This is a genomic window from Streptomyces sp. MMG1121 (assembly GCF_001280015.1).
In the GTDB taxonomy this organism is placed as follows: domain Bacteria; phylum Actinomycetota; class Actinomycetes; order Streptomycetales; family Streptomycetaceae; genus Streptomyces.
On sequence record NZ_LGDV01000262.1, the window covers coordinates 88,311 to 114,005 of the forward strand.

Below are 25,695 nucleotides of genomic sequence, written 5' to 3' on the forward strand. Positions count from 1 at the left end.
GACTAGACCATGCGATTCCTTTACCTGCCGTCGACCAGTCGCACGGTGAATCCGCGGTCGAGCGGCAGACTCGGCGTGGTGATCGTCGTGACCCGGGTGCTCGGGTCGAACGACCAGGTGGAGGAGGGAAGTTGGCGACCGTCGAGCAGCACGCGCGCGGGCGCCGCGGCGCCGTGCACGGTGAACCGGTACGAGCGGGCGTCCACCTTGCCGGCGTACTCACCCCGGCTCGCGCCCACGGAGACGGTCCTGCCGCCGCCGTCGGCCCGCATCGACACCTGCTGCGTGGCCGCCGCACCCTTGCTGAAGTCGCGGGTCGTCCCGTCGTCCTCGTACAGCGTGTAGTGACTCGTGCCGTGGACCGCCGGATACAGGTCCCAGTCCAGCTCGTGCCGGTCCCGGGTCTGCCAACTCGTCGTCCCCTTCGGCCACATGGGCACGACCGCACCCTCGCGTACGAACAGCGGAAGCGTGTCGAGCGGGGCGTGATAGCCGTTGACCGTGGTCGGCCCCTGATAGGTGCGGCCGGTCCAGTAGTCGGTCCAGGTGCCCTTCGGCAGATAGATGCCGTCGCGGGTGTCGGAATCCTGGTAGACCGGGGCGACGAGGAAGTCGGGCCCGGACAGGAACTCGTACTTCGCCTGGTCCGACAGGGTGCGGGGGTCGTCCGGGTACTCCAGCCACAGCGGACGCACCGCACCCACCCCGGTCTTCGCGGCCTCGGCGGACAGCGTGTACATGTACGGCAGCAACTGTTCCTTCAGTTGCAGGTACTTGCGGTTGATCGAGGTGTACGGCTCCCCGTCCAGCCAGGGCTGCTGATCGGCGGGCTTGCCGGTGGTGAGGTCGCTGGCCCAGCCGTCCATGGTCATGATGGCCGGCAGGAAGGCCTTCCACTGCAGGTCGCGGGCGTACATCTGGGGATCGTGGCGGTAGATGCTGCCCACGTCACCGGTGTTGTAGGCGATGCCGGACATGGTCGCCCCGGCGTACGTCGGGATCTGCCAGCGGATGTAGTCCCAGGACAGCTTCTGGTCGCCGCTCCACAGCACCCCGCAGCGCTGGGCGCCCGCCCAGGACACCGGCAGCCAGACGAAACCGCGCGCGTCGCTGTTGTCCTCGATCCCCTTCTTCGCCGCGTCGCACGCGTCCAGCGCGAACTTGTAGCCGTTGCCGACCCAGGCCACGTCCAGCTTGGCCACCCGCTGGCCCGCCTTGACCTGGTCGGCGAGCTTGTCGATGCCGTCCTGGGTCCACAGGCCGAGCTGGGCGTGATGGTCCTGGAGTCCCTTCGCGGTCTGCTCCAGGTTCTCGTACCCGCAGCCGTAGCCGTCGTTGACCAGCATCCACCCGAGCGGCATCTGGTGCTCGGTGTAGCCGTCGGCGATCTTCAGCGCGTCCAGGGTGTGCCTCTCGCCCCGGTTGGCGTTGTGCAGGTAGCAGTCGGAGTCGCCGGGTTCGAGGCCGTACAGCGGCGGCATGAACGGCTTGCCGACCAATGCCGTGTACTTGCCGATGACTTGCTTGGCATCACCGAGGAAGTAGTAGGCGTCCAGGCGTCGTTCCTGCTCACCGGTCGTGACCGGTTGGCCGAAGGAGTACACGCCCGGTGCGAAGGTGTTGCGGAAGACGCCGTAGCCCGCGCTGGAGAGGTAGAACGGCTGGGAGTTGTTGTAGCCGCCCTCGTCCCAGTCGAAGCTGTTGGCCACGTACATCGTCCGGTCGCGGTGCGAGAAGCTGCCGTTCTGCTCGCCGCCGCCGAAGAACTGCTCGTCCGCGCCCCGCACCAGGCTCTGCCGCATCCCGCCGGTCGACCAGCGCAGCGGCTTGTCCTCCTGCCAGATCCGGGTGCGGTTGTCGGGCTTGTACAACCCGAAGCGCAGCGGACTCTTGTACACGCGCAGCACGGCCTCCGGGGAACGGATGCCGTAGTAGGCGCCCGCGTCGAAGGACGAGGTGTGCCGCTGGAGAGCGGGCTCCTGGCGTATGATCGCGGTCCCCGCCGGATCGCTGAGCGATCCGGACGGGTCGGCCTGGAGCCTGAGTTGACCCCCCGTCAGGAAGTCGGCCCGCGCGGTCAGCCGCCCCGCCCCGATGGTGTAGCTGCCCCGGCCGCCAGAGAAGGACGTGAGGTCACCTGCGTCCGTGGTCGCCGGCAGATACGCGGCGGCGGTGAACGAGTTGTCGTGGACGTCGTACGGCACGACCAGCACGTGGTACGTCCCCGACGCCCGCGGGATCAGCGTGGCCTCGGGGTCGGCGGTGCCCGCGCTGGACGCCACCTGTTTGCCCTGGTCGTCGTAGACGTACAGGTCGAAGTCGTCGGAGGGCTTGTCCCACTTGACCGACAGCGGGACGCCGCCCTCGGGGTTGTCGTTCCAGTAGCCGTCCGGCACCGAGACGGTCAGGTCGAAGCGGTCGCAGACCGAGTTGTCGGGGTCGGCGGCGGCGTCCGGGCAGCTCTCGGTGCCGCCGCCGGTGCCTTTGGCGTAGACCGGGCTCTGCCAGCTGACGCTGCTGTGGGCGGAATCCAGTACGGCACCGGCGGTGGTGGCGGCCCGGGCGGGGGCCGGGGCGGCGAGCACGGTCGCCGCCAGGGCGGTCGCCAGCCCCAGCGGCACCCAGGCCGGCCAGGGCACACGGTGACGCGGTCGTCGCGGTCTTGGCACTCTTCGCACGGCGGAACAGCTCCCCTCGCAGCACTGCGGACTGACTGTTCTTGCGGGTCTCTTGCTCGTAGACGCTCGAAATGAGCTTCAATCGAGCAACTTCACGCACGAAGACTCGGGGTTGATGCAGGTTCATGTCAAGAGCACGGCGAAGGTCGGCCCCCTGGCGGCGGGGGCCGGCCTCGGTGCGCGTGCCGTTCAGCCGGCGTCGGCCTGCTTCCGGAGCACGATCTGGGTCTGCGTGGTCTGCCCGACCAATCGCTCCCGGTCGTCGCGCAGATCGGTCTGCACCACGAGGAGCGTGCCGCCGAGGTGCAGCGGCCGGGCGGTGGCGTGGACGTGCCCGGCGGTGACCGCCCGCAGGAAGTTGGTCTTGGACTCCACCGTCGAGGTGCCGGACGCGCCCGCGGGCAGATTCAGATAGGCGCACACCGCCCCGACACTGTCCGCCAGCGCCATCAGCGCGCCGCCGTGCAGGGCGCCCCCGGCGGTACACACCTCGGAGGACCAGGCCAGCGTGCCGACGGTGCGTTCGGCGGTGGCCTCCTTCAGTTCGATGCCCAGCCCGGCCGCGAAGGGCATGGCGGCCAGCAGGCCGGCGGGGGTCGGGACGGATAGCATGGGGTACCGCCTTTCACACGGGACGGATCACGCTGATCGGTCGTCAATCCTGCGACGGCCGACGGGGATTGGCCAGCACGAGGTCGCCCGGCTCGCCGGGCTGTCTGCCGACCGGCCACTGCGCGGAGCCGGAGCGCGGTCGTGGCGACCCCCGTGTGGAATCGGCTCGCCGTGGTTCACCGGCCCCGCCGCCCACGCCCTCCGTCCGGCCGAGGACCACGCGCACCTCGGTGACCGGCGCACAGGGCCTGCACTCCGCACCGATGTCCGCAGACCCATGGCGGACCCTCCGTCGCCTGGGGCACCCTTGAGGGTGTGCGTACTGTTTCGCGCCGTTTGAGCAGTCGCGCACGGTGGGGACGCAGACATCGGTACGAATGGCAGGACGCGCCCGGCGCGTCGTGGGGGGAGCGGTCGCGCATGCGATCCATGAGCCGTGATCCACGCACCATGAGCAGAGCTGACGTGAGCAGAGCTGACGTGAAGATCACCATCCACAGACCCGGCGAGCTGACGCCCGAGCTGCGTGCCGCCTGGCACCGGGCGATGGACGAGTCGCCCGAGTACGCCAATCCGTTTCTGGCGCCGGAGTTCGCGACCGGCGTCGGTCTCTTCCGGGGCGGGGCCCGGATCGCGGTCCTGCGCGAGGGCGGGACGCCGGCCGGCTTCCTCCCGTACGAACGCGGGCCGCTCGGCACCGGCCGGGCCATCGGGCTCGGGCTGTCCGACTGCCAGGCCCTCGTGCACCGCCCCGGGCTCACCTGGAACGCCGAGGAACTGCTGCGGGCCTGCGGGCTCAGCATCTTCGAGTTCGACCATCTCGTCCAGGAGCAGCGGCCGTTCGCCCCGCACGTCACCGGCACCTTCGCCTCCCCGGTGATCGATGTGAAACCCGGCGACGGCGGCTATCCGCAGTGGCTGCGGGCGACCTATCCGGGGCTGGCCAAGACGACCCTGAAGAAGGAACGACGGCTCGGCCGGGACATCGGCGAGGTGCGGTTCGTGTTCGACGAGCGCGACCCCGGAGCCCTGCGTACGCTCATGCGCTGGAAGTCCGCGCAGTACCGCAGGACCGGCCGTATGGACCGCTTCTCCCGGCCGTGGATCGTCGGTCTCGTCGACCATCTCTTCCACGTGCACGAGGAGCACTTCACCGGTGTGCTGTCCGTGCTGTACGCGGGCGACCGGCCGGTCGCGGCCCACTTCGGCCCCCGGTCGAGCACCGTGCTGGCGGCCTGGTTCACCGCGTACGACCCCGAACTGCACTACTACTCACCGGGGTTGATGATGCACCTGCGCACGGCCGAGGCGGCGGCCCGGGCCGGAGTGACCCTGGTCGATCTGGGCCGGGGCGACAAGGAGTACAAGGACTGGCTCAAGACCCGTGAACTGCGGGTCGGCGAGGGTTTTGCGGCCCGCGCCCACCCGGTGGCCCTGGCCCACCGGCTGTGGCGCCGGCCGGTCCGCGGCCTGCGCAACACGGTGCTGGCCCACCCCGTACTGCGCGATCCGGCCGACCAGTTGCTGAAGACGGTGGGCAGGTTCCGCACACAGGGCGCGACGACGTCCCCGGCCGCCCGGGACTCGGCACGAGACCTGCGCTGAGCGTCCGGTGAAGGGGGTGACCCCAGTGGTGCCCATGGCCCCCTTGGTGCCGGCGTGGTTGTGGCCCACGGGGTGCCTGTGGCCCACGGGGGCCCGGGGTGCCTGTGGTCCGGGGTCACCCCTTGCGGAGGTCACGCCGGCGGGCCGGCGATGCGCAGGGCCGCCGCCGGTGCCGGGCCCGCCGTGTCCGCGGCGCCGGTGACGTGCGTCCACCAGTCGGCGCCGTCCTCCAGGTAGCGGAGCAGAACCCCCTCGCGGATCGCCCACGGCAGGACGACGACCCGGCGCAGCCCCATGAGCTTCAGCGCCGTGTGCCCCACGACCGCCCCGGCCAGGCTCTGCTCGGCGCGCGGCGCGGAGATGCCGGGCAGCCGGGCGCGCTCGGCGGCGGGCAGCGAGGCGAGCGAACGCACCGCCTCACGCAGGTCCGCGCAGCGCATCTCCCGCCGCACGAACGGGCCGTAGCGCCCGGGCACCGTCCCGCACAGCCGGGCCAGCTGCTGGAACGTACGGGAGCTGACGGCGGCGGTGCGCGGCGCCTCCCAGCGGATCCTCGCGGCCACGTCCCGCAGGTCGTGACGGATCCGGCGGCGCAGCTCCTTCAGCTCGGCCGGCCCCGGCGGATCCTGGACGCCGAGATGTTCCCGGGTCAGCCGTCTCGCGCCGAGCGGGAGGGAGGCGGCGAAGTCGGGCAGACGGCCACGCCCGAAGGCCACCTCCAGCGAACCGCCGCCGATGTCGAGCAGCGCGAGGGGGCCCGCGTGCCAGCCGAGCCAGCGCCGCGCCGCCAGGAAGGTCAGCTCTGCCTCGGTCTCGCCCGGCAGGGTGCACATGCGGATGCCGGTCCCGGCGGCCACCCGGCGCAGCACCTCCTGCCGGTTCGGGGCACCACGGACCACCGCGGTCGCGAAGGCGAGCGGCCCCGACGCGTGCCAGCGCCGGGCCGTCGCCCCCGCCGCGGCCACCGCCTGCACCAGACCCTCCACCGCCTCGTCGGCGATGGTGCCGTCCGGACCGACGTGTTCGGACAGGCGCAGCTTCCACTTGACCGTGTGCACCGGCAGCGGAACGCCCCCCTCCACATCCGCGATCACCAACCGGACCGTGTTCGACCCCGCATCCACCACGCTCAGCCGCATGGCCGGGACGGTACCCACTTCCCCGTCGAAAACCCGTCATCGTGGGGGCGCACCTGGGTACCGCCCGTGCACAGCACCTCGCGTCACGGTCCCCGAACCGCCCCCGCACCGCTGTCCGGATCTCGGCCGTTGCCGCCGACACCGCCCCGGCTCTGCCCTTAGATGGTGGCCATCACTGTCGGAGCTGGGAGCGGCACTTGAGCGGGACGGACGCGACGAGGGTACTGGTGATCGGCGGCGGCATCGCGGGGACCGCGGCAGCGCTCGGGCTGGACAAGGCCGGGTGCGACGTCACCGTGTACGAGGCACATCCCGACACGGCGGCGGACATCGGCGCGTTCCTGACGCTGGCGAGCGACGGCATGCGCGCCCTGGCCCAGCTCGACGCCACGGACGCGGTCACGGCCATCGGTTTTCCGCTGACTTCGCTCCGGCTGCTCGACAGCCAGGGCACCGAGCAGGCGCACCGGCCGCTCGGCGAGGTGACCGACCCCGCCCTGCGCTTTCGCTGCCTGCGCCGCGGCGAGCTGAACGCGGCCCTCCAGGGCGAGGCGGCCCGGCGTGGCATCCGCCTGCGCCACGGCGCCCGCCTGGTCGACGTGAGCGACGGCCCGGACGCGGTGACCGCGCGCTTCGCCGACGGCACCACCGTCGACGCGGACCTGCTCGTCGGCGCCGACGGGCTCAACTCCACCGTGCGCGCGATCCTCGACCCCGAGGTGCGCCCCGTCTACTCGGGCCAACGGGTCTTCTACGGCTACACCGGCACCGCCGACGACGCGGGCCCGAGCGGTGCCATCACCTTCGTCCGGGGCAGCGAGACCACCTTCGGGTACGCGGTGTCACCGGCGGGGCAGACGTACTGGTTCGCCCGAGTGAACACCGAGGCCCTGCTCGCCGACGGAACCGCGCACCAGGCCGCCTGGCGCGAGGAGTTGCTGCCGCTACTGCGCAAGGACTCCTCGCCCGCCGCGGACATCGTCGCCGCCTCCGTCGGTCCGGTCCTGGTCACCAACGCCACCGAGCTGCCGCTCGGCACCCCGTGGCACACGGGTCGTGTGCTGCTCATCGGCGACGCGGCCCACGCGGCCTCCCCGGCGACCGGTCAGGGCGCGTCGATGGCGCTGGAGGACGCCGTCGTCCTCGCCAAGGCGCTACGCGATCTGCCCGGCACACAGGCCGCGTCGGTGGCATACGAGGGACACCGTCGCCCGCGGGTGGAGCGCAACATCACCGTCAGTGGCAGTCTCTCCCGCGGCGGCAGCAAACCGGCCCGACAGGGCAGCCCCGTCGTGGCCCGCCCCACCGCCCCGGACGAGGGGCTCATCCGGCAACTGGACTGGAACACCCCGCTGTCCGCCGTCCCGCCCGAGGAACACTGACCGGGGCGCACACCGGACCCAGGAGGGTGCGCCCGCGCGCGAAAGTGCAAGAGGCGGAGCACTGGAGTCCATTGCCGGGGAAACCGCCGGGGCCGGATCGTTCCGTGCAACCGGCCCTTCGGCAACAAGGAGCACAGTTGCGACTCTTGAGCAGAGCAGGCGGTGCCGTGGCGGCGACCTCGACGGCTGTCGCCCTGGTCCTGGGCGGCGCCGCCGCGTCCCCGGCATCGGCCACGGCACCCGCCGACGCCACGTACAGCGTGATCGTGGGGACCCCGGTACCGTTCACCCACCCCACGGACACCCCCGCCACCCCGTACCTCGACACGGACGGCACCTTCCACTACCAGCAGTCCGCCGCGCTGTACGGCGCCAAGGACCCGCGCACCTGGGACTTCTACACCGGAAAGGACTTCGACACCGCCACCTTCGACAAGACGCTCAGCAAGGCGGTCAACCCGGCCAACTCCGCCGACCGCAACGACGACACCACCTGGCGGTGCAACAACAGCCCCACCGGCAAGGAGGCGACGTACGCGCCGAGCGGCTCGGGTTACGCCCAGAAGAACTACTGCGACCTGTCCGGGACGTGGGTCGACCCCGACACCGGTGACTGGTACGGCCTCGTGCACAACGAGTTCACCCCGCAGCCCTTCGGCGACGGACTGCACTACGACGCCATCGACTACGCCGTCTCCACCGACCACGGCCGCACCTGGACCATCAAGAACCATGTGATCACCTCGCCGTACAGCACCCGGCGCGGGGACACGGCCGCCTTCCCGAACCAGACGTACTCCTACGGCGACGGCGACCAGCGGCTCTTCGTCGACACCGCCTCCGGCTACTTCTACGTCTATTACGGCTCCCGGATCATCGACAAGAGCGGCAGCTGGAAGGCGTTCTACGAGCACGTCGCCCGCGCCCCGATCTCCGCCAAGATGGCCCCCGGCTCCTGGCAGAAGTGGTACGACGGCGCCTGGTCCCAGCCCGGCACCGGCGGCAAGGAGAGCAACGTCGTCCCGGTCGACGCCGACCACCCCACCGGCTACACGCCCGCCCCGGCCGAGTACGACCCGGCCAACACGGGTACCGCCGACCAGCAGATCACGGCCGGCAAGATGCCGCCGACCTCGCCGCTGTTCGTCATGAACATCACCTACGACGCCTATCTCGGCCTCTACATCGGCGAACCCCAGGCCGTCGACCAAAGCGGCAATGCGCCCCAATACCTGTATGCCACCAGTGACTTGACGACCCAGAAGTGGCGTCTCATCGGGGACACCGGCAGCTACACCGACGCCTCGTGGTACCGCTGGTTCCTCGACAGCGCCAATCGCACCAGCTCCGCGATCGTCGGCAAGACCTTCCGTTCGTACTGCTCCTTCGGCTGCTCGCACGACGCCTCCGGGGAGTACGTCGACATCACCCTCGACTCCACCGCCCCGGCGGCCGCGCCCCTGGACACCCGCCGTGGCTACCGCATCGCCAGCGGCGCGGGCCGGTTCCTCGCCCAGGCGGCCGGCGGTTCCGCCACCACCTCGCTGGCCAGGCGCACCGGGTCGGGCCGGGACACCTGGTTCTTCACACCGACCGGCGACGGTGCCTTCACCCTCGCCAACGCCGCGAGCGGCCGGCTGCTAGGCGTCGACTCCGCCTCCACCGCGGGCCGCGCCTGGGGCGCCAAGCCCACCGTCACCAGGACACCGGCCGGCGGGCCGACCGTCGGACAGCAGTGGTTCGTGATCCCGAGCGCCGACGGCCGCACCTACCGCCTGGTCAACCGCTACAGCGGCCTCGTCCTCGGCCTCTCCGGCGCCTCCGGCCGGCTGGCCGAGACCACCCCGGCGCGCACCTGGACGGACGGCGGCGGACGTTCCGTCGGCGCGGGCCGCACCGCCGCCGAGCAGACCCTGTCCCTGACCGCGAACTAGCGCCCCGCGAAAGCCGCTTCGGACCGCCCTGATCAGCGGACGTCCGGCTATCCTGCTCGGATGTCGATCACCAACGGGGATTCCGACGCCCGCCTGGCCGTGACCGCGGTCCAGGCGGGCGCAGCCGTGGTCCGAGACCTCTACGGCAGCCGACTGGCACGCCACGACAAGTCCGGCGGTGACTTCGCCACCGAGGCGGACCTGGCCGCCGAGCGGGTCATCCTGGACGTGCTGCGCGCCGCCCGCCCCGACGACGCGGTGACCGGTGAGGAGAGCGGCCGCTCCGGCGCCGCCGACGCCCGCCGCCGCTGGCTCGTCGACCCCCTGTGCGGCACCCTCAACTACGCCGTGCGGAACATGCTCGTCGGCGTCAACGTCGCCCTGCGGGACGGTGCGCGCACCACGGCCGCGGCCACCGCCGACCCCTTCAGCGGCGAGGTGTTCTGGACCGACGGCGAGGCGGCCCGGGTCCGCTCGGGCGACGGAGCCGACGAACGGCTCACGCCGTCGGCCGGGTCCGCGCTGGTGGACGTCAACCTCGACCCGCCGTTCCCCAACGCGCCCCGCTTCCGGGCCGCCCGCCTCCTGGCCGACCCGGGCTTCGCCGAGCGGTTCCGGCCCCGGGTGATCTCCAGCACCCTGGCGGTGGCCTGGGTGGCCGCCGGACGCCGGGCCGCCTACGTCACCGACGGCGACCTGCGCGACAGTGTGCACTTCGCGGCCGGTATCGCCCTGTGCCAGGCTGCGGGCTGCACGGTGACCGGCCTCGACGGCGAGCCCGTGCTGAGCGGCGCGGGCGGGCTGATCGCGGCCGCCGACGCCCGGACGCACGCCGCACTGATGGACCTGGTCAAGCACCGGACGGCCGGGGTGGATTAGCTGGGAGAGGCGTTCTCGACGCGGGCGCCGCCGTCTGATGTGATGCCCGCATGCATCCGGCCGACGACGACCTCACAGCGCACTTCGGCCCGGCCCTGGACACCGGCCCGGCGGCCCTCCGCACTGCCGCGGAGGACTTCGGGCATATCGTCCGGGCCGTGCCGCGCGCCGTGCTGCGCCCACGGTCCGCCGCCGAGATCCAGCGCCTGCTGGAGTTCGCCGGCCCCCGGGGCATCCCCGTAGGTGTGCGCGGCGGCGGCCACTCGATGTACGGCCAGGGACAGGCGGGCGGCGGGATCGTCGTGGACCTGCGCGGCCTGCACCGGATCGGTCCCGTGGCCGACCGTCAAGTGACCGTACAGGCAGGTGCGTTGTGGCGGGACGTCCTCGCCGCCACCCTGCCGCACGGGCTCACACCCCCCGTCCTCACCGACTATCTCGGCGCGAGCGTGGGCGGCGTGCTGTCCGCGGGCGGGCTCGGCGGCGCCACCCACCGGTACGGCCTGGTCGCGGACCAGGTGTCGGCGCTGGAGGTGGTGACCGGTGCCGGGGAGCACCGCGTGTGCTCGCCCGACCGGGACCCCGAACTGTTCCACGCCGTACTCGCCGGTCTCGGCCAGTGCGCCGTGATCGTCACCGCCACCCTGCGCCTGGTCCCCGCGCCCGCCCTGGTCCGCCGCTACTGCCTGTACTACAGCGACCTCACCCGCTGCCTCGCCGACCAGCGGATGCTCGCCGAGGAAGGGCGCTTCGCCCATCTGGAGGGCCAGGCCCGCCCGGCCGACGACAGCCGGCCGTACATGATCGAGGCCGTCGCCCCGCACCCGGCCCGGCTCCCGCCCGACGACACCGCGCTGCTCGGCGGGCTCTCCCACGACCCCGCGCGTGTGGAGAGGGCCGACCTCACCTACGCCGACTTCGCCCACCGCGTGGACACGGACGAGGAGGTCCTCACCGGGACGGGGGAGTGGCTGCACCCGCACCCGTGGCTCAACCTGCTGCTCCCGCACGACCGTGCCGAGTCCGTCGTCCGCGCCGTACTCGCCGACCCGGCCTTCCACGACCTGCGCGACACCGGCCTCGTGCTGCTCTACCCGCTGCTCTCCCGCCCGCTGCGCGCGCCCCTCTTCCGCCGTCCGCCCGGTGAAGTCCTGTACCTGTTCGCCCTGTTGCGCACGGCACCGCCCGACGGCCCGGAGACGGTCGCGGCCATGGTGGCGGCCAATCGCACCGCCTACGACCTCGCCCGGTCCGAGGGCGCCGTCGCCTATCCCGTCAACGCCCTGCCGATGTCCACCGCCGACTGGCGCGACCATTACGGGAGTTGGTGGCCGAGCCTCGCCGAGGCCAAGAAGCGCCACGACCCGCATCACGTCCTGGCCCGGGGGCACGGTCTGCGGTTCTGAAGGTCGTGGCTCGTGCGAAACGGCCGACACCGCCCGGGGCAGGCCCGCCACGGCCTCCTGCGACGGGCAGAGCGGGACCACGCTGAAGACCGTCACCGGCGTGAGCGGTGGCCCGACGTCCTACGACGTCAGCGACGCCGGAACCGATCCCGGCAACCGGCGGGGGCGCCCGAACGGCGTAGCCGAAGAGGCGGCCGGCGCACGGCGCGGGTGTGATGGAAACGCCCCAACGTCAAGCAGTGAGGCAGATCATGCGTCTTCGCAGTTTCGCCACAACGGCCGTGCTCGCAGGTGTCCTTGCCCTGGGAGGCTCGGCGACAGCCTTTGCGGCCGACCCGGGCCCGACGGTCGGTTCCGCCAACAACAGCCCGGGTCTCCTGTCGGGCGACGTCATCCAGGTCCCGGTGAACATTCCGATCAACCTCTGCGGCAACAGCATCGACATCATCGCCCTGCTGAACCCGGCCACCGGGAACTCCTGCACCACCAAGTGACGCCCTCGCGCGCCGGCTCCCGCACCGCGAGAGCCGGCACACGGCTGTTCAGGTACGCGCGGCGCGGCGGAAGACGCCCGTCCAGAGGAAGTCCTCCCCGAACAGTACGGAGTCCGCCGACTGCCGCCGCACGGCCCGCAGTCCGCTCTCCTCCAGGTCCGAGAAGGCCCGGCGCAGCGACTCGGGCGTGCAGGCGAGGCCGCCGTGCAGGCCGGGCTCGTGGTGAAAGGCGGCGTCGGGGAGCCCGGAGCCCATCCGGCCGGCCGCGAAGCAGGTGAGCGCGAAGTGCCCGTCTGGTGCCGGCACGCGCTTCGGCAGGGCGAGGCAGCTGATGCGGCGGTGCGGCGGCAGGTGGTGGAAGCAGCCGGGGTCGTAGACGAGGTCGTACGGGCCCGCAGGCGCGCCCGTGGCGAAGGCGTCACCGCGGCGGAACCGGACTTCGGCCCCGCCTCGAGGGCGCGCTCGTCGGCCACGGCGATCACCGTGGGGGAGAGATCGGCCGCGTCCACCGCGAATCCGCGCGGTGGGGTACAGGGCGTTGCGGCCCGGTCCGCACTGCAGGCCGAGGGCCCGCCCCGGAGTGATCAGACCGCGGTCCAGACAGGACACCAGGTTCTCGTCCGGTTTCGACACGAAGAACGGACCCGGTCTGTCCCGGTCCGCGCGGAAACCGTCCCGCCGCGCGGCCGCGCGGCGGTCGGACTCCGGGGGCGAACAGCCCGTCCAGGAGCCGCTTCACGTCTTCCGACGTACGGATGTCCCGGTCCGTCCTGCCTCCTCACCCGATGACGGGAATCCAGAGGACGGACGGCCGGGACACCAGATCGTGAGCCGCGGCCCGCTCACTCAGTCGCGCGCCACCGGCTGGGCCTCGCGATGGGCCGGCACCGGGGCCGGGCCGCGGCGCCGGCGCAGCAGCAGGCGCCGCGCCGGGACCTCCACCGCCTCGTACAGCAGCCAGGACAGGCCGAGCGAGAGGGCGAACACGATCACCGTGACCGTCGCCCCCATCAGGGCACCGAAATGCGGTTTGACGCCCAGCAGGTGCGTTCCCGCGCGCAGCACGAGCAGGTGGACCATGTAGAAGGCGAAGGACAGCTCTCCGAGCCGTACCACTCGCCGGCCGCGCCACATCGAGGGCAGCCCCTTCAGATCCGCGTTCGCCGCCGCCGGGATCAGCAGGGTGAAGCCGATGATCGTGCACATGGTGGCGGAGTAGCCGAGCGGGGCCTGCGGGACCAGGAAGTAGCCGATGATCGCCAGGGCCATCGAGGCCTCGAGGCCGGGTCCGCGCCAGCGGCCGAGCAGGACCAGCCGCGCGGTGACCGCGCCGAGAACGAACTCGGGCAGCCGGGCGGCCGGGAACGAGTACAGCGCGTAGGTCCACCAGTGGTGGGAGTCCGCCCGGGAGATCACCACGATCGCCACCAGCGACAGCCCGCCCAGCGCGACCGAGCCGCGCACGCCGAGCCGGCGCAGCAGCAGGATCAGCAGCGGGAAGGAGGCGTAGAAGAAGGCCTCACAGGCCAGGGACCAGCTGACCGGGTTGAGGGTCTGCCACCAGGGCCGCCACCAGGAGTGCAACAGGAGCACGTTGGCCACCGCCTGCTTCGGCGTCGGCTGTGCGTTGCGCTCCAGCGTGAGCGCGAGGAGGAACGCGAGTCCGACGGTGACGAGGTGCACCGGATAGATCCGCGCGACGCGTCGCCGCCAGAAGCCGAGCGCCCGGTCATGAGGTCTTGCGGACCAGGTCAGTACAAAGCCGGACAACACAAAGAAGAACGACACTCCGGTGGCGCCGGAACTGAAACCCCAGTACACCAGGCTGCCGCCGGTGCCACCGAAGTATCCGAAGTTGTTCACGTGCAGTCCGAACACGAGCAGCGCTGCCATCCACCGCAGTCCCGTGAGGGACGGCAGTGAGGGACTGGTGGCGCGCGGGGAGTCCCTGGCGGTGGTCTCACCGTCAGGAGAGGGCGGCGTCGTCCGGAGCGCCCGGGTCGTCGCCGTGGTCATCGAATCACCTGCCGCAGAGGATTGGCGTGGGGCATGAAGGGGAACGTTGCCCGTTCACCTCCGATCATGTGCGTCACATGGCAAACATCACACTGCTGCCGAACGACGCGCCCTTCTGTATGCCACGGACAGCCGGGCCGGTGCACCCTTACGGGTGACGACACGCCGCACTGTATTGATCCTCACAATTTGGGCGCACGGGCCGATGTTCAATGCCCGGAATCTCCCCACAATCCATGCAAAGTTCGGGAACCGCGAGGCCGCCTGCGCCGTCGCACAGTCTGTCTCGTGGAGGGTAATTACTCGGAATGAATTCGGAAGGAATGACGCGGGAGAAATTGCCAGGGCAGTTCCCTCCTGGTCCGTTCCAGCATGAAGGCCGAGGACTACCGGGCCCGCTCCTCCCGGGCGGTGCATGCGGGCCGGGGTGCCGGGTGGGTTGAGGACCCCGCCACGTGCGCCGACGGATCGGAAGGAGTGCGGGGCGCAGTAGAGGTGGTTCACCCACGGCTTGTTGATCACGCGGACCAGGTCGGCCGCGGGGCGTTCTCCTCGCGGAAGTCGTCCGGGTGCGCCTCCAGGTTCAGGGCGATGCCCTTCCGCTCGAACAGCGGCAGCACCGAGGACAGCCGTACGCCGTACGCGCGCAGGAAGTTCTTCGGCTCGGCGACGCGCTCTTCGCCCGCGCGCGGGTGCACGAAAAGGGCATGAAGTCGTCGCGGGCGACAACTCGACGTATTCGTAGCCGAGTTCGGCCACCGTGCGGACCATGGCTTCGATCGGCAGGGCGCGGGACATGTACGGGTCGAGGGTGATCTTCACGCGGCGTTTCCACGGAAGGCGGGGCGGGGTTCGAGGTCCGTGGCGACGACGCGCCCGGACTCCAGGGCCTCGACCGTCGCGGCGGTGAGGACGGCGGCGGCGTAGCCGTCCCTGGCCGAGGGGCCGGTGGGCGCGTCGCCGGCGGCCCGGCCGGCGATCCACTCGCGGGACTCGGTGTCGAAGGCGTCCGTGCAGCGGCCCACCCAGTCCGTCAGCACCTCGGTGCTGTGCCGCCCCGCGGCCGGGTCGGCGAGTACGGCGTGCGGGGTCTCCTCGATCTCGCGCCGCACCCCCTCGCTCACCGGATGCCCGGCCTGCGCGGCCGGCTGGCGGGTCTGCCGACGGTGGGAGCCGGTCACCTCGTTCTGCCGGCGGGCGATCCGGCGCACCCGCGTCCCGTCCGGTTCGCGGTGTGCGCGGCGCGGTTCCTCGCCGGATGCGAGCAGCGCCCGTACCTCCGCCGGCTGACGGTGGACGTGGAGACTCCGGCCCAGGCCGCCGCAACGCGCCGATCCGCTGGGCGAGCGTCCGGTCGCCAGCGGTGCGAGCCTCCAGGGCACGCCGGGCGCGGGCGGCGACGAACTGGTCGGGCCGCAGCGTGTACGGCTCGTCGGCGACGGCGTCCAGATCCACCGGCGTCCCTCTCGACGGCCGGCTCGGTGACGGAGTTCGGGTCTCCCGCCGGAGGGTCCGACGCGCTGTGTGCGGTGGGGCGGGCAGGCTGCGTGGAGTGCGACTTTCGGCGGCGGATCGTCATCCTTGGACCCCGTGCAGCAGACCGTCGAAGGACGGTGCCGAGGGGGGCCGGCCCGGCAGGGTGGCCGTATGCAGAGGACCAAGGGGATCAAGCGCGCACAGTTCCTGGCCGGCATGGCGTCCGCGGGGCTGGCCGCGGCCGTGCTGCCGTCGGCCCCGGCCCGGGCCGCGGAGGCCGGGCCGGACCGGACCACGCGGAGCGGGCTCCGCCACCGGGGCGTCGTGTACACCGTGGGGGAGGGGGAGACACCGGGTACGGCGTTCAGTACGGCCCGGATGCGCGCGGATATCCGGGCGATCCGGGACGAGCTGCACGCCGACACCGTGGACGTCACCGGGGACGGTGTGGAGCGCCTGACGGCCACCGCGGCGGAGGCGGCGGAACAGGGCCTGCGCGTCTGGCTCCAGCCGACCCTCGGCGACGTCCCGGAGCGGGACATCCTCGAACACCTCGCGGAGACCGGCCGGTTCGCGGAGCGGCTGCGCCGGCAGGGCGCCGCCGTGGACCTCAGTGTGGGCTGCGAGTTCTGGCTCTTCGTGCCCGGCATCATCCCGGGCGACGACGTCTTCGAGCGCATCCGCAACCTGCTCGACGGCAAGGCGGACCCCGTCGCGACGCAGCGCCGTCTGGACCGCTTCACCGCGAAGGCCGCCGCGCTCGGCCGGTCCGTCTTCCACGGCCGGCTCAGCTACGCCGCCGCGCAGGACGCCCGGGTCGACTGGCGCCTCTTCGACATCGTGGGCATCGACTACTACTCCTGCTTCCCCCACCGGGACGACTACGTACGGGAGTTGAGGCGCTTCCAGCGTTGGGGCAGGCCGGTGGCCATCACCGAGTTCGGCACCTGCGCGTACGTGGGGGCGCCCAGGACCGGCGGCATGGGCTGGGACGTCGTCGACCGCGACAAGGACCCCGAGGAGATCAAGGGCGACCTGGTCCGCAGCGAACGCACCCAGGCCACCTATCTCATGCAACTCCTCTACGCCTTCGGCCCGTTGGACCTCTACGCGGCGATGGCCTTCGAGTTCGTGACCCCCGACGCCCCGCACCGCCCGGGCGACCCGCGCCGCGATCTCGACATGGCGAGCTACGCCATCACCAAGACCGTCAAGGACCGCCCGGACGACCCGGCCTCCGGCTGGCACTGGGAGCCGAAGGAGGCCTTCCACGCCCTGGCCCGCCGCTACCGGTACGCCGGAGCGGGCCACCGGCACGGCGCCTGAACCGTCTGCGGCCGGCCGGCAGCGGATCCTGATCCGCCCGGTGCAGGCACCCGCATCGCGGCCCGCCCGCGGCCGGAGCCGCCCCGCCCGGGGGCCGGCTCCGGCCGCCGTAGTGGGTCCGGGGGCCGGCCCGGGCCCACGGCCGACGGGCGTCCCCCTCTCTCACCCGTCTCACCCGTTCGGGCGATGTCCCGGCTTGCCGCGCGGCCGTGGGCGATCTGGGGCCGGATGATGCGGGCATGCCCCCGACCGGCCCCCGGACCGCCTCAGCCCGCCACGCCGGACAGCGCCACGCGGCCGTCGGCCCGCAGAGCGACGCGAAGGCAAAGGCGAAGGCAAACATCCGGGCCGGTGTGCGGGTGGACACGGCGGGCGGCGTCCGGGTGGCCGGCGGCCCATGACGCGCCACCAAAATTGCATCGCTCGTTTTCTTGAACCTCTCGTGTTTATGAGGGTAGGTTCGGCCTTATGACCGCCTCCCCGACCCCGACCACCGCCGAGGAGCTCCGCGGTGCCGGCCTGCGCGTGACGGCAGCCCGTGTCGCGCTGCTGGAGACCGTCCGGGACGGCGACCACCTCGGCGTCGAGGCGATCGCCTCCGGGGTCCGTGCCCGCGTGGGCCACATCTCTTTGCAAGCCGTCTACGAGGCCCTTCACGCCCTGACCTCGGCGGGTCTGGTCCGCCGTATCGAGCCGGCCGGGCACCCGGCCCGGTTCGAGGGGCGCGTGGGCGACAACCACCACCACATCGTGTGCCGGTCGTGCGGTGCCGTCGTCGACGTCGACTGCGCCGTCGGCGACGCACCCTGTCTGACCGCCTCCGACGACCGTGGCTTCGCCATCGACGAGGCCGAGGTCGTCTACTGGGGCACGTGCCCCGACTGTTCCACCGGCCGCAGTTCCTGAGCACCGAGTTCCGCACAGTTCGGAAGGAATGCCATGACTGAGAACAACGACGCGATCGTCGCAGACGCGAAGGCGGAGGGAGCGGGCGGCTGCCCCGTCGCCCATGGCCGCGCCGCGCACCCGACCCAGGGCGGTGGCAACCGCCAGTGGTGGCCGGAGCGGCTCAACCTGAAGATCCTTGCCAAGAACCCGGCCGTGGCCAACCCGCTCGGCGAGGACTTCGACTACCGCGAGGCCTTCAACTCCCTGGACCTCGCGGCGGTGAAGCGTGACATCGCCGAGGTGCTCACCACCTCGCAGGACTGGTGGCCCGCCGACTTCGGCAACTACGGCCCGCTCATGATCCGTATGGCCTGGCACAGCGCCGGTACGTACCGCATCAGCGACGGCCGCGGTGGCGCCGGCGGCGGTCAGCAGCGTTTCGCCCCGCTCAACAGCTGGCCGGACAACGCGAGCCTGGACAAGGCCCGCCGGCTGCTGTGGCCGGTCAAGAAGAAGTACGGCAAGTCCATCTCCTGGGCCGACCTGTACGTCCTTACCGGCAACGTGGCGCTGGAGACGATGGGCTTCAAGACCTTCGGCTTCGCCGGCGGCCGCGTCGACGAGTGGGAGCCCGACGAGGACGTCTACTGGGGCCCCGAGACCGAGTGGCTCGGCGACGCCCGCTACACCGGCGACCGTGAGCTGGAGAACCCGCTCGCCGCGGTCCAGATGGGCCTCATCTACGTCAACCCCGAGGGCCCCAACGGCAACCCGGACCCGATCGCCGCGGCCCGTGACATCCGTGAGACGTTCCGCCGCATGGCGATGAACGACGAGGAGACCGTCGCCCTCATCGCCGGTGGTCACACCTTCGGCAAGACCCACGGCGCCGGCCCGGCGGACAGCGTCGGCGCCGACCCCGAGGACGCCCCGCTGGAGCAGATGGGCCTCGGCTGGAAGAGCACCCACGGCACGGGCGTCGGCAAGGACGCCATCACCAGCGGCCTGGAGGTCATCTGGACCTCCACGCCGACGCAGTGGGGCAACGGGTTCTTCAAGAACCTCTTCGAGTACGAGTACGAGCTGACCCAGAGCCCGGCCGGCGCGAACCAGTGGATCGCCAAGGACGGCCCGGAGATCATCCCGGACGCGTTCGACCCGGAGAAGAAGCACCGCCCGCGGATGCTCACCACGGACCTCTCGCTGCGCTACGACCCGATCTACGAGCCGATCTCGCGTCGCTTCTACGAGAACCCGGAGCAGTTCGCGGACGCCTTCGCCCGCGCCTGGTACAAGCTGACGCACCGCGACATGGGCCCGGTCGTCCGCTACCTCGGCCCGGAGGTCCCGGCCGAGGAGCTGCTGTGGCAGGACCCGCTGCCGCAGCGCACCGGTGAGCTGATCGACGCCGCGGACATCGCCTCCCTCAAGGAGCAGATCCTCGGCTCGGGCCTCACGGTCGCGCAGCTCGTCTCCGCCGCGTGGGCCGCGGCCTCCTCCTTCCGGGGCAGTGACAAGCGAGGCGGCGCCAACGGCGGCCGTATCCGCCTGGAGCCGCAGCGGAACTGGGAGGTCAACAACCCGGACGAGCTGGCCCAGGTACTGCGCACCCTCGAGGGCGTCCAGGAGTCCTTCAACGCCCAGGGCGGCAAGCAGGTCTCGCTGGCCGACCTGATCGTGCTCGCGGGCTCCGCGGCCGTCGAGAAGGCGGCCAAGGACGGCGGCTTCACGGTCGAGGTGCCGTTCACGGCGGGCCGCGTCGACGCCTCGCAGGAGCAGACGGACGTCGAGTCGTTCGCCGCGCTCGAGCCGGCCGCGGACGGCTTCCGCAACTACGTCGGCAAGGCCAACCGTCTGCCGGCCGAGTTCCTGCTGCTCGACAAGGCGAACCTGCTCAACCTGAGCGCGCCCGAGATGACGGCCCTCGTCGGTGGTCTGCGCGTCCTCGGCGCCAACCACAACGGCTCCAAGCACGGCGTCTTCACCGACAAGCCGGGCACGCTGTCGAACGACTTCTTCGTCAACCTGCTCGACCTGGGCACGGAGTGGAAGTCGACGTCCTCCGCGCAGGACGAGTTCGAGGCTCGCGACGCCTCCGGCGCGGTGAAGTGGACCGGCACCCGTGCCGACCTGGTCTTCGGCTCGAACTCCGAGCTGCGTGCCGTCGCCGAGGTGTACGCGGGCGACGACGCGAAGGAGAAGTTCGTGAAGGACTTCGTCGCCGCATGGGCCAAGGTCATGGACGCAGACCGGTTCGACCTGCGCTGATCCCGCTCGCCCGAACCGCTGAACAGGACGTCCGGACCCGCCCGGCAGGGCGGGCCCGGACGTCCTCGTGTCCGGGGACCGGGGCGGGCGGTCCGTCAGCGGCCGAGGACCGCCGCACCCGCCTGCGCGTACCGCTCGTCCAGATCGCCGGACGGAGCCCCCGCGACACCGATGGCCGCGACCGGGGCGCCCTTGGCGGTCACCGGGGTGCCGCCCGCCAGGAACAGGGTGCCCGGGATGTCCTTCAGGGCCGGCGCCTGCGCCAGCCGCCCGGCCAGCTCCGAGGTGGGCGCGTTCCAGGACACGGCGGTGTACGCCTTGCGCTCGGCGGACTCGTACGACTGCGGGCCCGCCCCGTCCCCGCGCAGGGTCACCAGGACGTTGCCATCGCGGTCCACGACGGCCACGGAGACCTGCCGGCCGTCCTTCGCGGCGGCGTCCAGCGCGGCCCGCGCCGCCTTCTCGGCCGCGGCCAGGGTGAGGTGCGTGCTCTGGGTGAGGTCACCGCCGCGGGCGGCCACGGGGGCGGCGGACGCGGGACCGGCGGAGTCGGCGGCGTTGGCGGCGACCGTGCCGACGGCACCCGCGCCGACGACGGCCAGGGCGGCACCGCCGACGAGGACACGGGTTCGGCGGGACGGCTTCTTACGGCTGGACATCACGAGGGACCTTCCTGTGGGTGAGGCGGGGCGGAATCGCTTCCGCCATCGATCCTGGGCCCGGAGCCCCCCGCACCCCGTCGGCGGACCGGTCGCCCCGGAGGTCATCCGATCGGATGACCCCGCATGCCCCGGCCCGGGGAACAATGGAAGGTGTTTGCCCAGTTCAGAGCGGTGTCCAGGGAGGTGTCAGCGGTGCCCGTGCCCGAACGCGACGACACCCGCGCCCTCACCGTCGTCATGCACACGGCGTTCTTCGTGCTGCTGGCCGCTTCCCTCGCCCGGTACCTCGCCCGGCACGCCGACGGCCCCCACACCCCGTGGATCATCGCCCTCTGCGCGCTGCTGGCCGTGCTCTACGCCCTCGGCCCCGCGCTCGGCACCCGGCCCACCCCACGCCGCCTGACCTGGCTCGGTCTCGTCGTCGCGGCCTGGGCCCTGCTCGTCGTCCTCGCCCCGAGCTTCGCCTGGTGCGCGGTCCCGCTGTTCTACACCGGCCTGCGCACACTCCCGCCGCGTGCCGCGCTCCCGCTGGTGGCGCTGCTGACGGCGCTCGCCGTGGCCGCCCAGCTCAGCCTGGCCGGCTGGCCGGACCCCAACGTGCTGCTCGCGCCGCCGGCCGTCGCCGCCATCGCCGCCACGGTGTTCGTCGTCATGCAGCGCCAGGCCGTCCGCCAGGACGCCCTGATCGACGACCTGGTCCGCACCCGGCGCGACCTCGCCGCCACCGAGCGGCGCGAGGGCACCCTCGCCGAACGCGAACGGCTCGCCCGGGAGATCCACGACACCCTCGCCCAGGGCCTGTCCAGCCAGCGGATGCTGCTCCAGGCGGCCGACCGGCTCTGGGACTGCGCGCCCGGCACGGCCCGGGACCACGTCCGCACGGCGGCGGCGATCGCCGAGCGCAGCCTCGCCGAGGCCCGCCGCTTCGTCCACGACCTCACCCCGGCCGACCTGGCAGCGGGGGGCGGACTGCTCCAGGCGCTGCGCACCGTCGCCGAGCGCGAGACGACATCCGCGCTCGCCGTCCGCGTCCACAGCGAGGGCACCCCGCCCGACCCGTTGCCCGCCCCCGTGGAGTCGGCCCTGCTGCGCATCGCCCAGGGCGCCCTGGCCAACGTCCGCGAACACGCCCACGCCACGACCGCCACCCTCACCCTGACCTGCCTGGACGACCAGATCGTCCTGGACGTCACGGACGACGGCGAGGGCTTCGACCCCCATACGCCCACCACCCCCGAAGCCGCCGCGGAGGAGACACGCGGCCATGGCCTGCCCGCCATCCGCGCCCGGCTGCGCCAGCTGGGCGGCACCCTCACCATCGAGTCGGCACCGGGCGAGGGCACCGCCCTGTCGGCGGCCATCCCCCTGGAGCCCCGATGACCCCGGCCCCGGTCCGCATCCTCGTCTGCGACGACCACGCCGTCGTACGCGCCGGACTGCTGGCCCTGTTGCACAGCGCCCCCGGCATCGAGGTCGTCGCCGAGGCCGGCAGCGGCGAGGAGGCGCTCGCGCTGGCCCGGAAGACCACCCCCGACGTCGTCCTGATGGACCTGCAACTGGGCGAGGGCATCGACGGAGTGGAGACCACCCGCCGCCTGCGCGCTCTCACCCCCTCCCCCCACGTCCTGGTGCTGACCACCTACGACACCGACGCCGACGTCACCCGGGCAGTGGAGGCAGGCGCCACCGGCTACCTCCTCAAGGCCGAACGCGCCGAGGACCTCTTCACGGCCGTCCACGCAGCAGCCCAGGGCCGCCCGGCCCTCTCCTCACCCGTCGCCGACCGCGTCATGTCCCGTCTGCGCAACCCCCGCCCCGCCCTCACCCCGCGCGAACGCGACATCCTCGCCCACCTCTCCCAGGGCCTGCCCAACCACGCCATCGCCCGCTCCCTCTATATCAGCGAGGCCACGGTCAAGACCCACCTGCGCCGCATCTACGACAAGCTGGGCGTCGACACGAGAGCGGGAGCGGTGGCGGTGGCGAAGGAACAACGACTGCTGCCCTGAACGCCTGAACGCGACGCAGGGTATGCGTCCCACAGGGGCGCGCACGGCACCGCGGTTGCCGGACGGCCGCACATCCGACGGCGCTGACGCAACCCGCCCCCTACCCCCGCAACACCTCGAACGCCTCCCGCCCCGCGACCCCGATCGCCAGATCAACATCCGCAGCAACGCCCGCCCGTCGCCCCGCACGGGTCATCGCGGCGATCGCCACCCGATCCCCCGACTCCGCCTCGACCACCCCGATCTCGTGCCGCAGATGCAGGAACGACCCGGTCTTGCCGCTCCACCGCAACGTGTCCGCCCGCAGCTCGCTCGCCAGCCGCTGTGTGAAGAGCTGCAGCCCCATCAGCCGGCGCAGCTCCGCCGTCGCCCAGGGAGCGGAGATCTCGTCGCACCACACACGGCGCAACAGCTCGACGAGCGCCGCCGCCGAACCGGCGTTGGCACGGGCCGGGTCCAGGGTCTCGATGGTGTGCCGGTCGGTGCCCTCGTCGCGTACGGCCAGCTCCAGCGCGAGGGAGAAGTCGTTGCCGGCGGCCCCGGCGGCGCACTCGTACATGTGGTTCAACCGGTGCCGTATCCGCAGCTCCCCGCATCCCCAGGCGCGCAGCCTCGCGTCCACGTCCGCCACCGGGACCAGGCCGAACAGGGCGTCCGCGGCGGCGTTGTCGCTCACCGACAGCATCATCAGGAGCAGATCGCCGACGGCCACGGTGGCCGGGTGGCGGAACGCGGCGAGTCCGGTGGGTCCGACGCTGGAGCGCGCGGGGTCGAGTGTCACCGGGTGCGCGGAGTCGAGTTCTCCGCCGGCGATCCGGTCCAGTACGACGAGCGCGAGCGGAACCTTCACCACCGAGGCGAGGGGCGTCAACTCGTCGACGTCGAAGCCGAGTTGTTCGCCGGTATCGAGATTCCGGGCGAGGAAGGAGCCGCGTACACCGAGGGCGGCCCAGTCGGCGGCGATCGCCTCGGCCACGTCCAGGAGGGCGCCGTCGTCGCCGGCGTACACCGGTGCCGGACTCATCCGCGGGCCGCCAGTCGCGCCGGGACGTCGTCGGCCCGGGTTCCGGAGCCCGGTGTGCCGCTCCCGCCGCCGGTGGCGCCCACGGCCGAGGCGAGCAGCGGGACCAGCCAGTCCGGCACGCCCGGCGGACCGGTCCGGCCCGGGGCGGCGCTCACGTCGTAGCCCCGGTGCAGGGACCGGTCGCCGAGGGGGGCCCAGCAGGCCCCGTGCTGCCGCGCGAACGGCTCGGCGCACAGCAGCAGCGACCGCCCCGCCAGGGTCTCGGCGAGCGCGGTGGCCGCGGGCCCGGCCGGCCGGAACCTGCCCGGAGGCAGCCCCGCCCGGGCGACGGCGCGCTCCAGCCGGTCCTCGTGGTACGGCACATGATCCTCCGGCAGCGTCAGCACCGGCAGCGGGGTGGCGGACGGCGAGCTACGGCCACGGCGCGGCCGTAGCTCCTCCAGGTGGACGGCACGCCGGGAGCCGCCGCCGGCAGCGGGCGGACCTGACGCGTCGGGCTCCGGCGCCGACGCCAGCCCCAGCGGTACCCGGAGCGCACCCTGCTCCGGCGCCACCCGCACCAGCGCGTAGCCGAGCGAACCGTCCGCCAGCCCCAAGGCCCTTTCCTGCGGCGGCAGTTCGCGCACACCAAGGGTGATCCCGTGCTCGGTGCCGGCCCGGATGGCGCGGGCCAGCGCCGCCGGGGCGCAGTGCACGGGCACTCCCACGACACAGGTCCGGGCCCGCCCGGCCGTGTCGGCGACCTGCCGCAGCCGCTGGGCCCGGTCCAGCACGTCCCGCGCGTACGGCAGCAGCAGCGAACCCAGCTCCGTGATCGTGATCTGCCGCCGGGAACGGTCGAACAACGGGCCGCCGAAGTGCTCCTCCAGCGTCTTGATGCGGCGGCTCAGCAGCGGCTGCGCGATACCGAGCCGGTCGGCCGCCCGGGAGAAGCCCGCTTCGTCGGCCGTCGCGACGTACGCGTCGAGGTGCGCCAAGAGATCCATCCCGCACTCATATCAATATTCTCGCTGCCGCCGGCTCCCGGATTGTGGCGGCCACCCACGGGAGGCAGAGTGGTCCCGGGACGATCTGAGCGAGGCTGAAGGCGCACGGTGTGTGAGCCCGGACCCGGCGAACTCGGTCACCGCCGAACGCGTGGACCGGTTCGCTGGTCCAGTGAGCGGTGGCCGACGCAAGATCGTCCATTTCCGGCAGAGTGACGGAGGTGTGGTGCATGTCAGAGAAGAACCCGGTGCACGGGACCGCCGACGAGGGGCACGACATCTCGCTGCCGCCCGAAGTGCAGTTGCTGCAGGACGTCACTCCGCCCTTCTTTCCCGAAGGTGGTTCGGGAATGACCATCCTTGTCGACTGGCCTCCCGGTCACCCCGGGCTCCCTCCGCACCGCCACTCGGGGCCGTCGTTCGGCTACGTGATGGAGGGTGCGGTCCGGTTCGAACTCGAGGGTGAGCCGGAGCGTGTGGTCGAGGCCGGTGGGACGTTCTGGGAGCCGGGTGGTGACGTGATCCACTACCAGGACGGCAACGCCCTGTCGGACGCGCCGACCAAGTTCGTCGTGACCATGGTGTGCGCGCCGGGTCGGCCGATGCTCACGTTGGTCGACGAGGAGGAGCTGAAGGAGCGGGCCCACCTGCGGGCCCCGCGTCCCTCCACAGGCTGACCCGCGGTCATCGGCCGCCAGATGGCGGGGAGTTCGGTGTACGCGTCGGCCGCGCGCGGCACCAGGAAGCCGGTGGGAGCCGGGGTCGAAGGACCAAGGAGACTGCGGGCACGTACGCCCGTCCCTACTGCGGCATGATCGGCGTCTTCGCAGGTCGGAGAGGCGACTTCACATATCAATAAGGCATGACATGTTCAAAGTTCACTCTTGGACATGGGTGGTGGCCGGCTGTTT

Annotated in this window: 21 protein-coding genes and 2 pseudogenes; 13 read left to right on the forward strand and 10 right to left on the reverse strand. The window is 72.2% G+C overall.

The features are described from left to right. Positions 1-20: 20 nt before the first annotated feature. Together ADK64_RS41370 and ADK64_RS41375 are read right to left on the reverse strand one after the other, a co-directional pair. The gene (locus ADK64_RS41370) at positions 21-2,639 is read right to left on the reverse strand and encodes a TIM-barrel domain-containing protein (protein ID WP_053667414.1); all 2,619 of its coding nucleotides are present in this window, start codon (positions 2,637-2,639) and stop codon (positions 21-23) included. 228 nt (positions 2,640-2,867) lie between these two features. Continuing rightward, entirely contained in the window at positions 2,868-3,290 is a 423-nt protein-coding gene (locus ADK64_RS41375; protein ID WP_053667415.1) for a PaaI family thioesterase, read from the reverse strand. A gap of 465 nt (positions 3,291-3,755) precedes the next feature. On the opposite strand from ADK64_RS41375, the gene ADK64_RS41380 reads away from it, so the two are divergent. After that, positions 3,756-4,895, forward strand: a complete 1,140-nt coding sequence (locus ADK64_RS41380; protein ID WP_420713119.1) for a GNAT family N-acetyltransferase — start codon at positions 3,756-3,758, stop codon at positions 4,893-4,895. Positions 4,896-5,026: 131 nt separating this feature from the next. Here the strand turns inward: ADK64_RS41380 and ADK64_RS41385 are convergent, their stop codons facing one another. Then, positions 5,027-6,034 carry a Ppx/GppA family phosphatase gene (locus ADK64_RS41385; protein ID WP_199829858.1) on the reverse strand — a complete coding sequence of 336 codons (1,008 nt, stop codon included), beginning with the start codon at positions 6,032-6,034 and terminating at the stop codon, positions 5,027-5,029. Between the two features lie 197 nt (positions 6,035-6,231). Here ADK64_RS41385 and ADK64_RS41390 point away from each other — a divergent pair, with 197 nt between their 5' ends. The 5 genes from ADK64_RS41390 (at position 6,232) to ADK64_RS41410 (ending at position 12,129) form a co-directional block, all read left to right on the forward strand. Beyond that, the gene (locus ADK64_RS41390; protein ID WP_234384935.1) at positions 6,232-7,416 is read left to right on the forward strand and encodes an FAD-dependent oxidoreductase; all 1,185 of its coding nucleotides are present in this window, start codon (positions 6,232-6,234) and stop codon (positions 7,414-7,416) included. Positions 7,417-7,562: 146 nt separating this feature from the next. Then, positions 7,563-9,350 carry an RICIN domain-containing protein gene (locus ADK64_RS41395; protein ID WP_234384936.1) on the forward strand — a complete coding sequence of 596 codons (1,788 nt, stop codon included), beginning with the start codon at positions 7,563-7,565 and terminating at the stop codon, positions 9,348-9,350. Positions 9,351-9,410: 60 nt separating this feature from the next. Beyond that, positions 9,411-10,229, forward strand: a complete 819-nt coding sequence (locus ADK64_RS41400) for an inositol monophosphatase family protein (RefSeq protein ID WP_053667418.1) — start codon at positions 9,411-9,413, stop codon at positions 10,227-10,229. 50 nt (positions 10,230-10,279) lie between these two features. Next, a complete protein-coding gene (locus ADK64_RS41405) occupies positions 10,280-11,635 on the forward strand; it encodes an FAD-binding protein (RefSeq protein WP_053667419.1) in 1,356 nt (451 codons plus the stop codon). A 251-nt stretch (positions 11,636-11,886) separates the two neighbouring features. After that, on the forward strand, positions 11,887-12,129 hold the full coding sequence (locus ADK64_RS41410) for a chaplin (protein WP_053667484.1): 243 nt from the start codon (positions 11,887-11,889) through the stop codon (positions 12,127-12,129). A 48-nt stretch (positions 12,130-12,177) separates the two neighbouring features. Here the strand turns inward: ADK64_RS41410 and ADK64_RS41415 are convergent. The 4 genes and pseudogenes from ADK64_RS41415 to ADK64_RS49425 all read right to left on the reverse strand — a co-directional run bounded on the left by ADK64_RS41415 (position 12,178) and on the right by ADK64_RS49425 (position 15,527). Next, positions 12,178-12,886 (reverse strand): annotated as a pseudogene (locus ADK64_RS41415) (class I SAM-dependent methyltransferase). A gap of 89 nt (positions 12,887-12,975) precedes the next feature. Further along, entirely contained in the window at positions 12,976-14,145 is a 1,170-nt protein-coding gene (locus ADK64_RS41420; RefSeq protein WP_053667420.1) for an acyltransferase family protein, read from the reverse strand. A 408-nt stretch (positions 14,146-14,553) separates the two neighbouring features. Further along, positions 14,554-14,967 (reverse strand): annotated as a pseudogene (locus ADK64_RS49420) (sugar phosphate isomerase/epimerase); the annotation flags it as partial. Then, a complete protein-coding gene (locus ADK64_RS49425) occupies positions 14,964-15,527 on the reverse strand; it encodes a hypothetical protein (RefSeq protein WP_420713120.1) in 564 nt (187 codons plus the stop codon). The gene ADK64_RS49425 and the pseudogene ADK64_RS49420, both read right to left, overlap by 4 nt. Positions 15,528-15,792: 265 nt before the next feature. On the opposite strand from ADK64_RS49425, the gene ADK64_RS41435 reads away from it, so the two are divergent. From ADK64_RS41435 to katG, 4 genes are all read left to right on the forward strand, one after another. After that, positions 15,793-16,947 (forward strand): hypothetical protein, encoded by a 1,155-nt coding sequence (locus tag ADK64_RS41435; protein WP_053667422.1) that lies wholly within the window; start codon positions 15,793-15,795, stop codon positions 16,945-16,947. Positions 16,948-17,186: 239 nt separating this feature from the next. Then, positions 17,187-17,348, forward strand: a complete 162-nt coding sequence (locus tag ADK64_RS46470; protein ID WP_159046472.1) for a hypothetical protein — start codon at positions 17,187-17,189, stop codon at positions 17,346-17,348. Positions 17,349-17,415: 67 nt separating this feature from the next. Further along, the gene (locus ADK64_RS41440; protein ID WP_053667423.1) at positions 17,416-17,853 is read left to right on the forward strand and encodes a Fur family transcriptional regulator; all 438 of its coding nucleotides are present in this window, start codon (positions 17,416-17,418) and stop codon (positions 17,851-17,853) included. Positions 17,854-17,886: 33 nt separating this feature from the next. Then, complete coding sequence (gene katG, locus ADK64_RS41445; protein ID WP_053667424.1) at positions 17,887-20,103, forward strand: catalase/peroxidase HPI; 2,217 nt, start codon at positions 17,887-17,889, stop codon at positions 20,101-20,103. 95 nt (positions 20,104-20,198) lie between these two features. Here katG and ADK64_RS41450 read toward each other — a convergent pair whose 3' ends face one another. Then, a complete protein-coding gene (locus tag ADK64_RS41450; protein WP_053667425.1) occupies positions 20,199-20,762 on the reverse strand; it encodes a GlcG/HbpS family heme-binding protein in 564 nt (187 codons plus the stop codon). Positions 20,763-20,948: 186 nt separating this feature from the next. Between ADK64_RS41450 and ADK64_RS41455 the strand changes: the two genes are divergently transcribed. Together ADK64_RS41455 and ADK64_RS41460 are read left to right on the forward strand one after the other, a co-directional pair. Then, positions 20,949-22,145 (forward strand): sensor histidine kinase, encoded by a 1,197-nt coding sequence (locus ADK64_RS41455; protein ID WP_053667426.1) that lies wholly within the window; start codon positions 20,949-20,951, stop codon positions 22,143-22,145. Continuing rightward, positions 22,142-22,774 (forward strand): response regulator, encoded by a 633-nt coding sequence (locus ADK64_RS41460; protein ID WP_053667427.1) that lies wholly within the window; start codon positions 22,142-22,144, stop codon positions 22,772-22,774. The genes ADK64_RS41455 and ADK64_RS41460 overlap by 4 nt, the downstream gene beginning before the upstream one ends. Before the next feature lie 100 nt (positions 22,775-22,874). Here the strand turns inward: ADK64_RS41460 and ADK64_RS41465 are convergent, their stop codons facing one another. Continuing rightward, complete coding sequence (locus ADK64_RS41465; protein ID WP_053667428.1) at positions 22,875-23,798, reverse strand: serine hydrolase; 924 nt, start codon at positions 23,796-23,798, stop codon at positions 22,875-22,877. Continuing rightward, positions 23,795-24,784 (reverse strand): LysR family transcriptional regulator, encoded by a 990-nt coding sequence (locus tag ADK64_RS41470; RefSeq protein WP_053667429.1) that lies wholly within the window; start codon positions 24,782-24,784, stop codon positions 23,795-23,797. Before ADK64_RS41470 ends, ADK64_RS41465 begins: the two co-directional genes overlap by 4 nt. A 230-nt stretch (positions 24,785-25,014) precedes the next feature. Between ADK64_RS41470 and ADK64_RS41475 the strand changes: the two genes are divergently transcribed. Further along, the gene (locus ADK64_RS41475) at positions 25,015-25,461 is read left to right on the forward strand and encodes a cupin domain-containing protein (protein WP_053667430.1); all 447 of its coding nucleotides are present in this window, start codon (positions 25,015-25,017) and stop codon (positions 25,459-25,461) included. Positions 25,462-25,695 lie beyond the last annotated feature (234 nt).

What these genes read in the sequence shown, in the direction of transcription:
- ADK64_RS41375 (WP_053667415.1), bottom strand. Translation starts at nt 3,290, where the DNA reads ATGCTATCCGTCCCGACCCCCGCCGGCCTGCTGGCCGCCATGCCCTTC.
- ADK64_RS41385 (WP_199829858.1), bottom strand. Translation starts at nt 6,034, where the DNA reads ATGCGGCTGAGCGTGGTGGATGCGGGGTCGAACACGGTCCGGTTGGTG.
- ADK64_RS41400 (WP_053667418.1), top strand. Translation starts at nt 9,411, where the DNA reads ATGTCGATCACCAACGGGGATTCCGACGCCCGCCTGGCCGTGACCGCG.
- ADK64_RS41405 (WP_053667419.1), top strand. Translation starts at nt 10,280, where the DNA reads ATGCATCCGGCCGACGACGACCTCACAGCGCACTTCGGCCCGGCCCTG.
- ADK64_RS41410 (WP_053667484.1), top strand. Translation starts at nt 11,887, where the DNA reads ATGCGTCTTCGCAGTTTCGCCACAACGGCCGTGCTCGCAGGTGTCCTT.
- ADK64_RS41420 (WP_053667420.1), bottom strand. Translation starts at nt 14,145, where the DNA reads ATGACCACGGCGACGACCCGGGCGCTCCGGACGACGCCGCCCTCTCCT.
- ADK64_RS41435 (WP_053667422.1), top strand. Translation starts at nt 15,793, where the DNA reads ATGCAGAGGACCAAGGGGATCAAGCGCGCACAGTTCCTGGCCGGCATG.
- ADK64_RS46470 (WP_159046472.1), top strand. Translation starts at nt 17,187, where the DNA reads ATGCCCCCGACCGGCCCCCGGACCGCCTCAGCCCGCCACGCCGGACAG.
- ADK64_RS41440 (WP_053667423.1), top strand. Translation starts at nt 17,416, where the DNA reads ATGACCGCCTCCCCGACCCCGACCACCGCCGAGGAGCTCCGCGGTGCC.
- katG (WP_053667424.1), top strand. Translation starts at nt 17,887, where the DNA reads ATGACTGAGAACAACGACGCGATCGTCGCAGACGCGAAGGCGGAGGGA.
- ADK64_RS41450 (WP_053667425.1), bottom strand. Translation starts at nt 20,762, where the DNA reads ATGTCCAGCCGTAAGAAGCCGTCCCGCCGAACCCGTGTCCTCGTCGGC.
- ADK64_RS41460 (WP_053667427.1), top strand. Translation starts at nt 22,142, where the DNA reads ATGACCCCGGCCCCGGTCCGCATCCTCGTCTGCGACGACCACGCCGTC.
- ADK64_RS41465 (WP_053667428.1), bottom strand. Translation starts at nt 23,798, where the DNA reads ATGAGTCCGGCACCGGTGTACGCCGGCGACGACGGCGCCCTCCTGGAC.
- ADK64_RS41470 (WP_053667429.1), bottom strand. Translation starts at nt 24,784, where the DNA reads ATGGATCTCTTGGCGCACCTCGACGCGTACGTCGCGACGGCCGACGAA.
- ADK64_RS41475 (WP_053667430.1), top strand. Translation starts at nt 25,015, where the DNA reads ATGTCAGAGAAGAACCCGGTGCACGGGACCGCCGACGAGGGGCACGAC.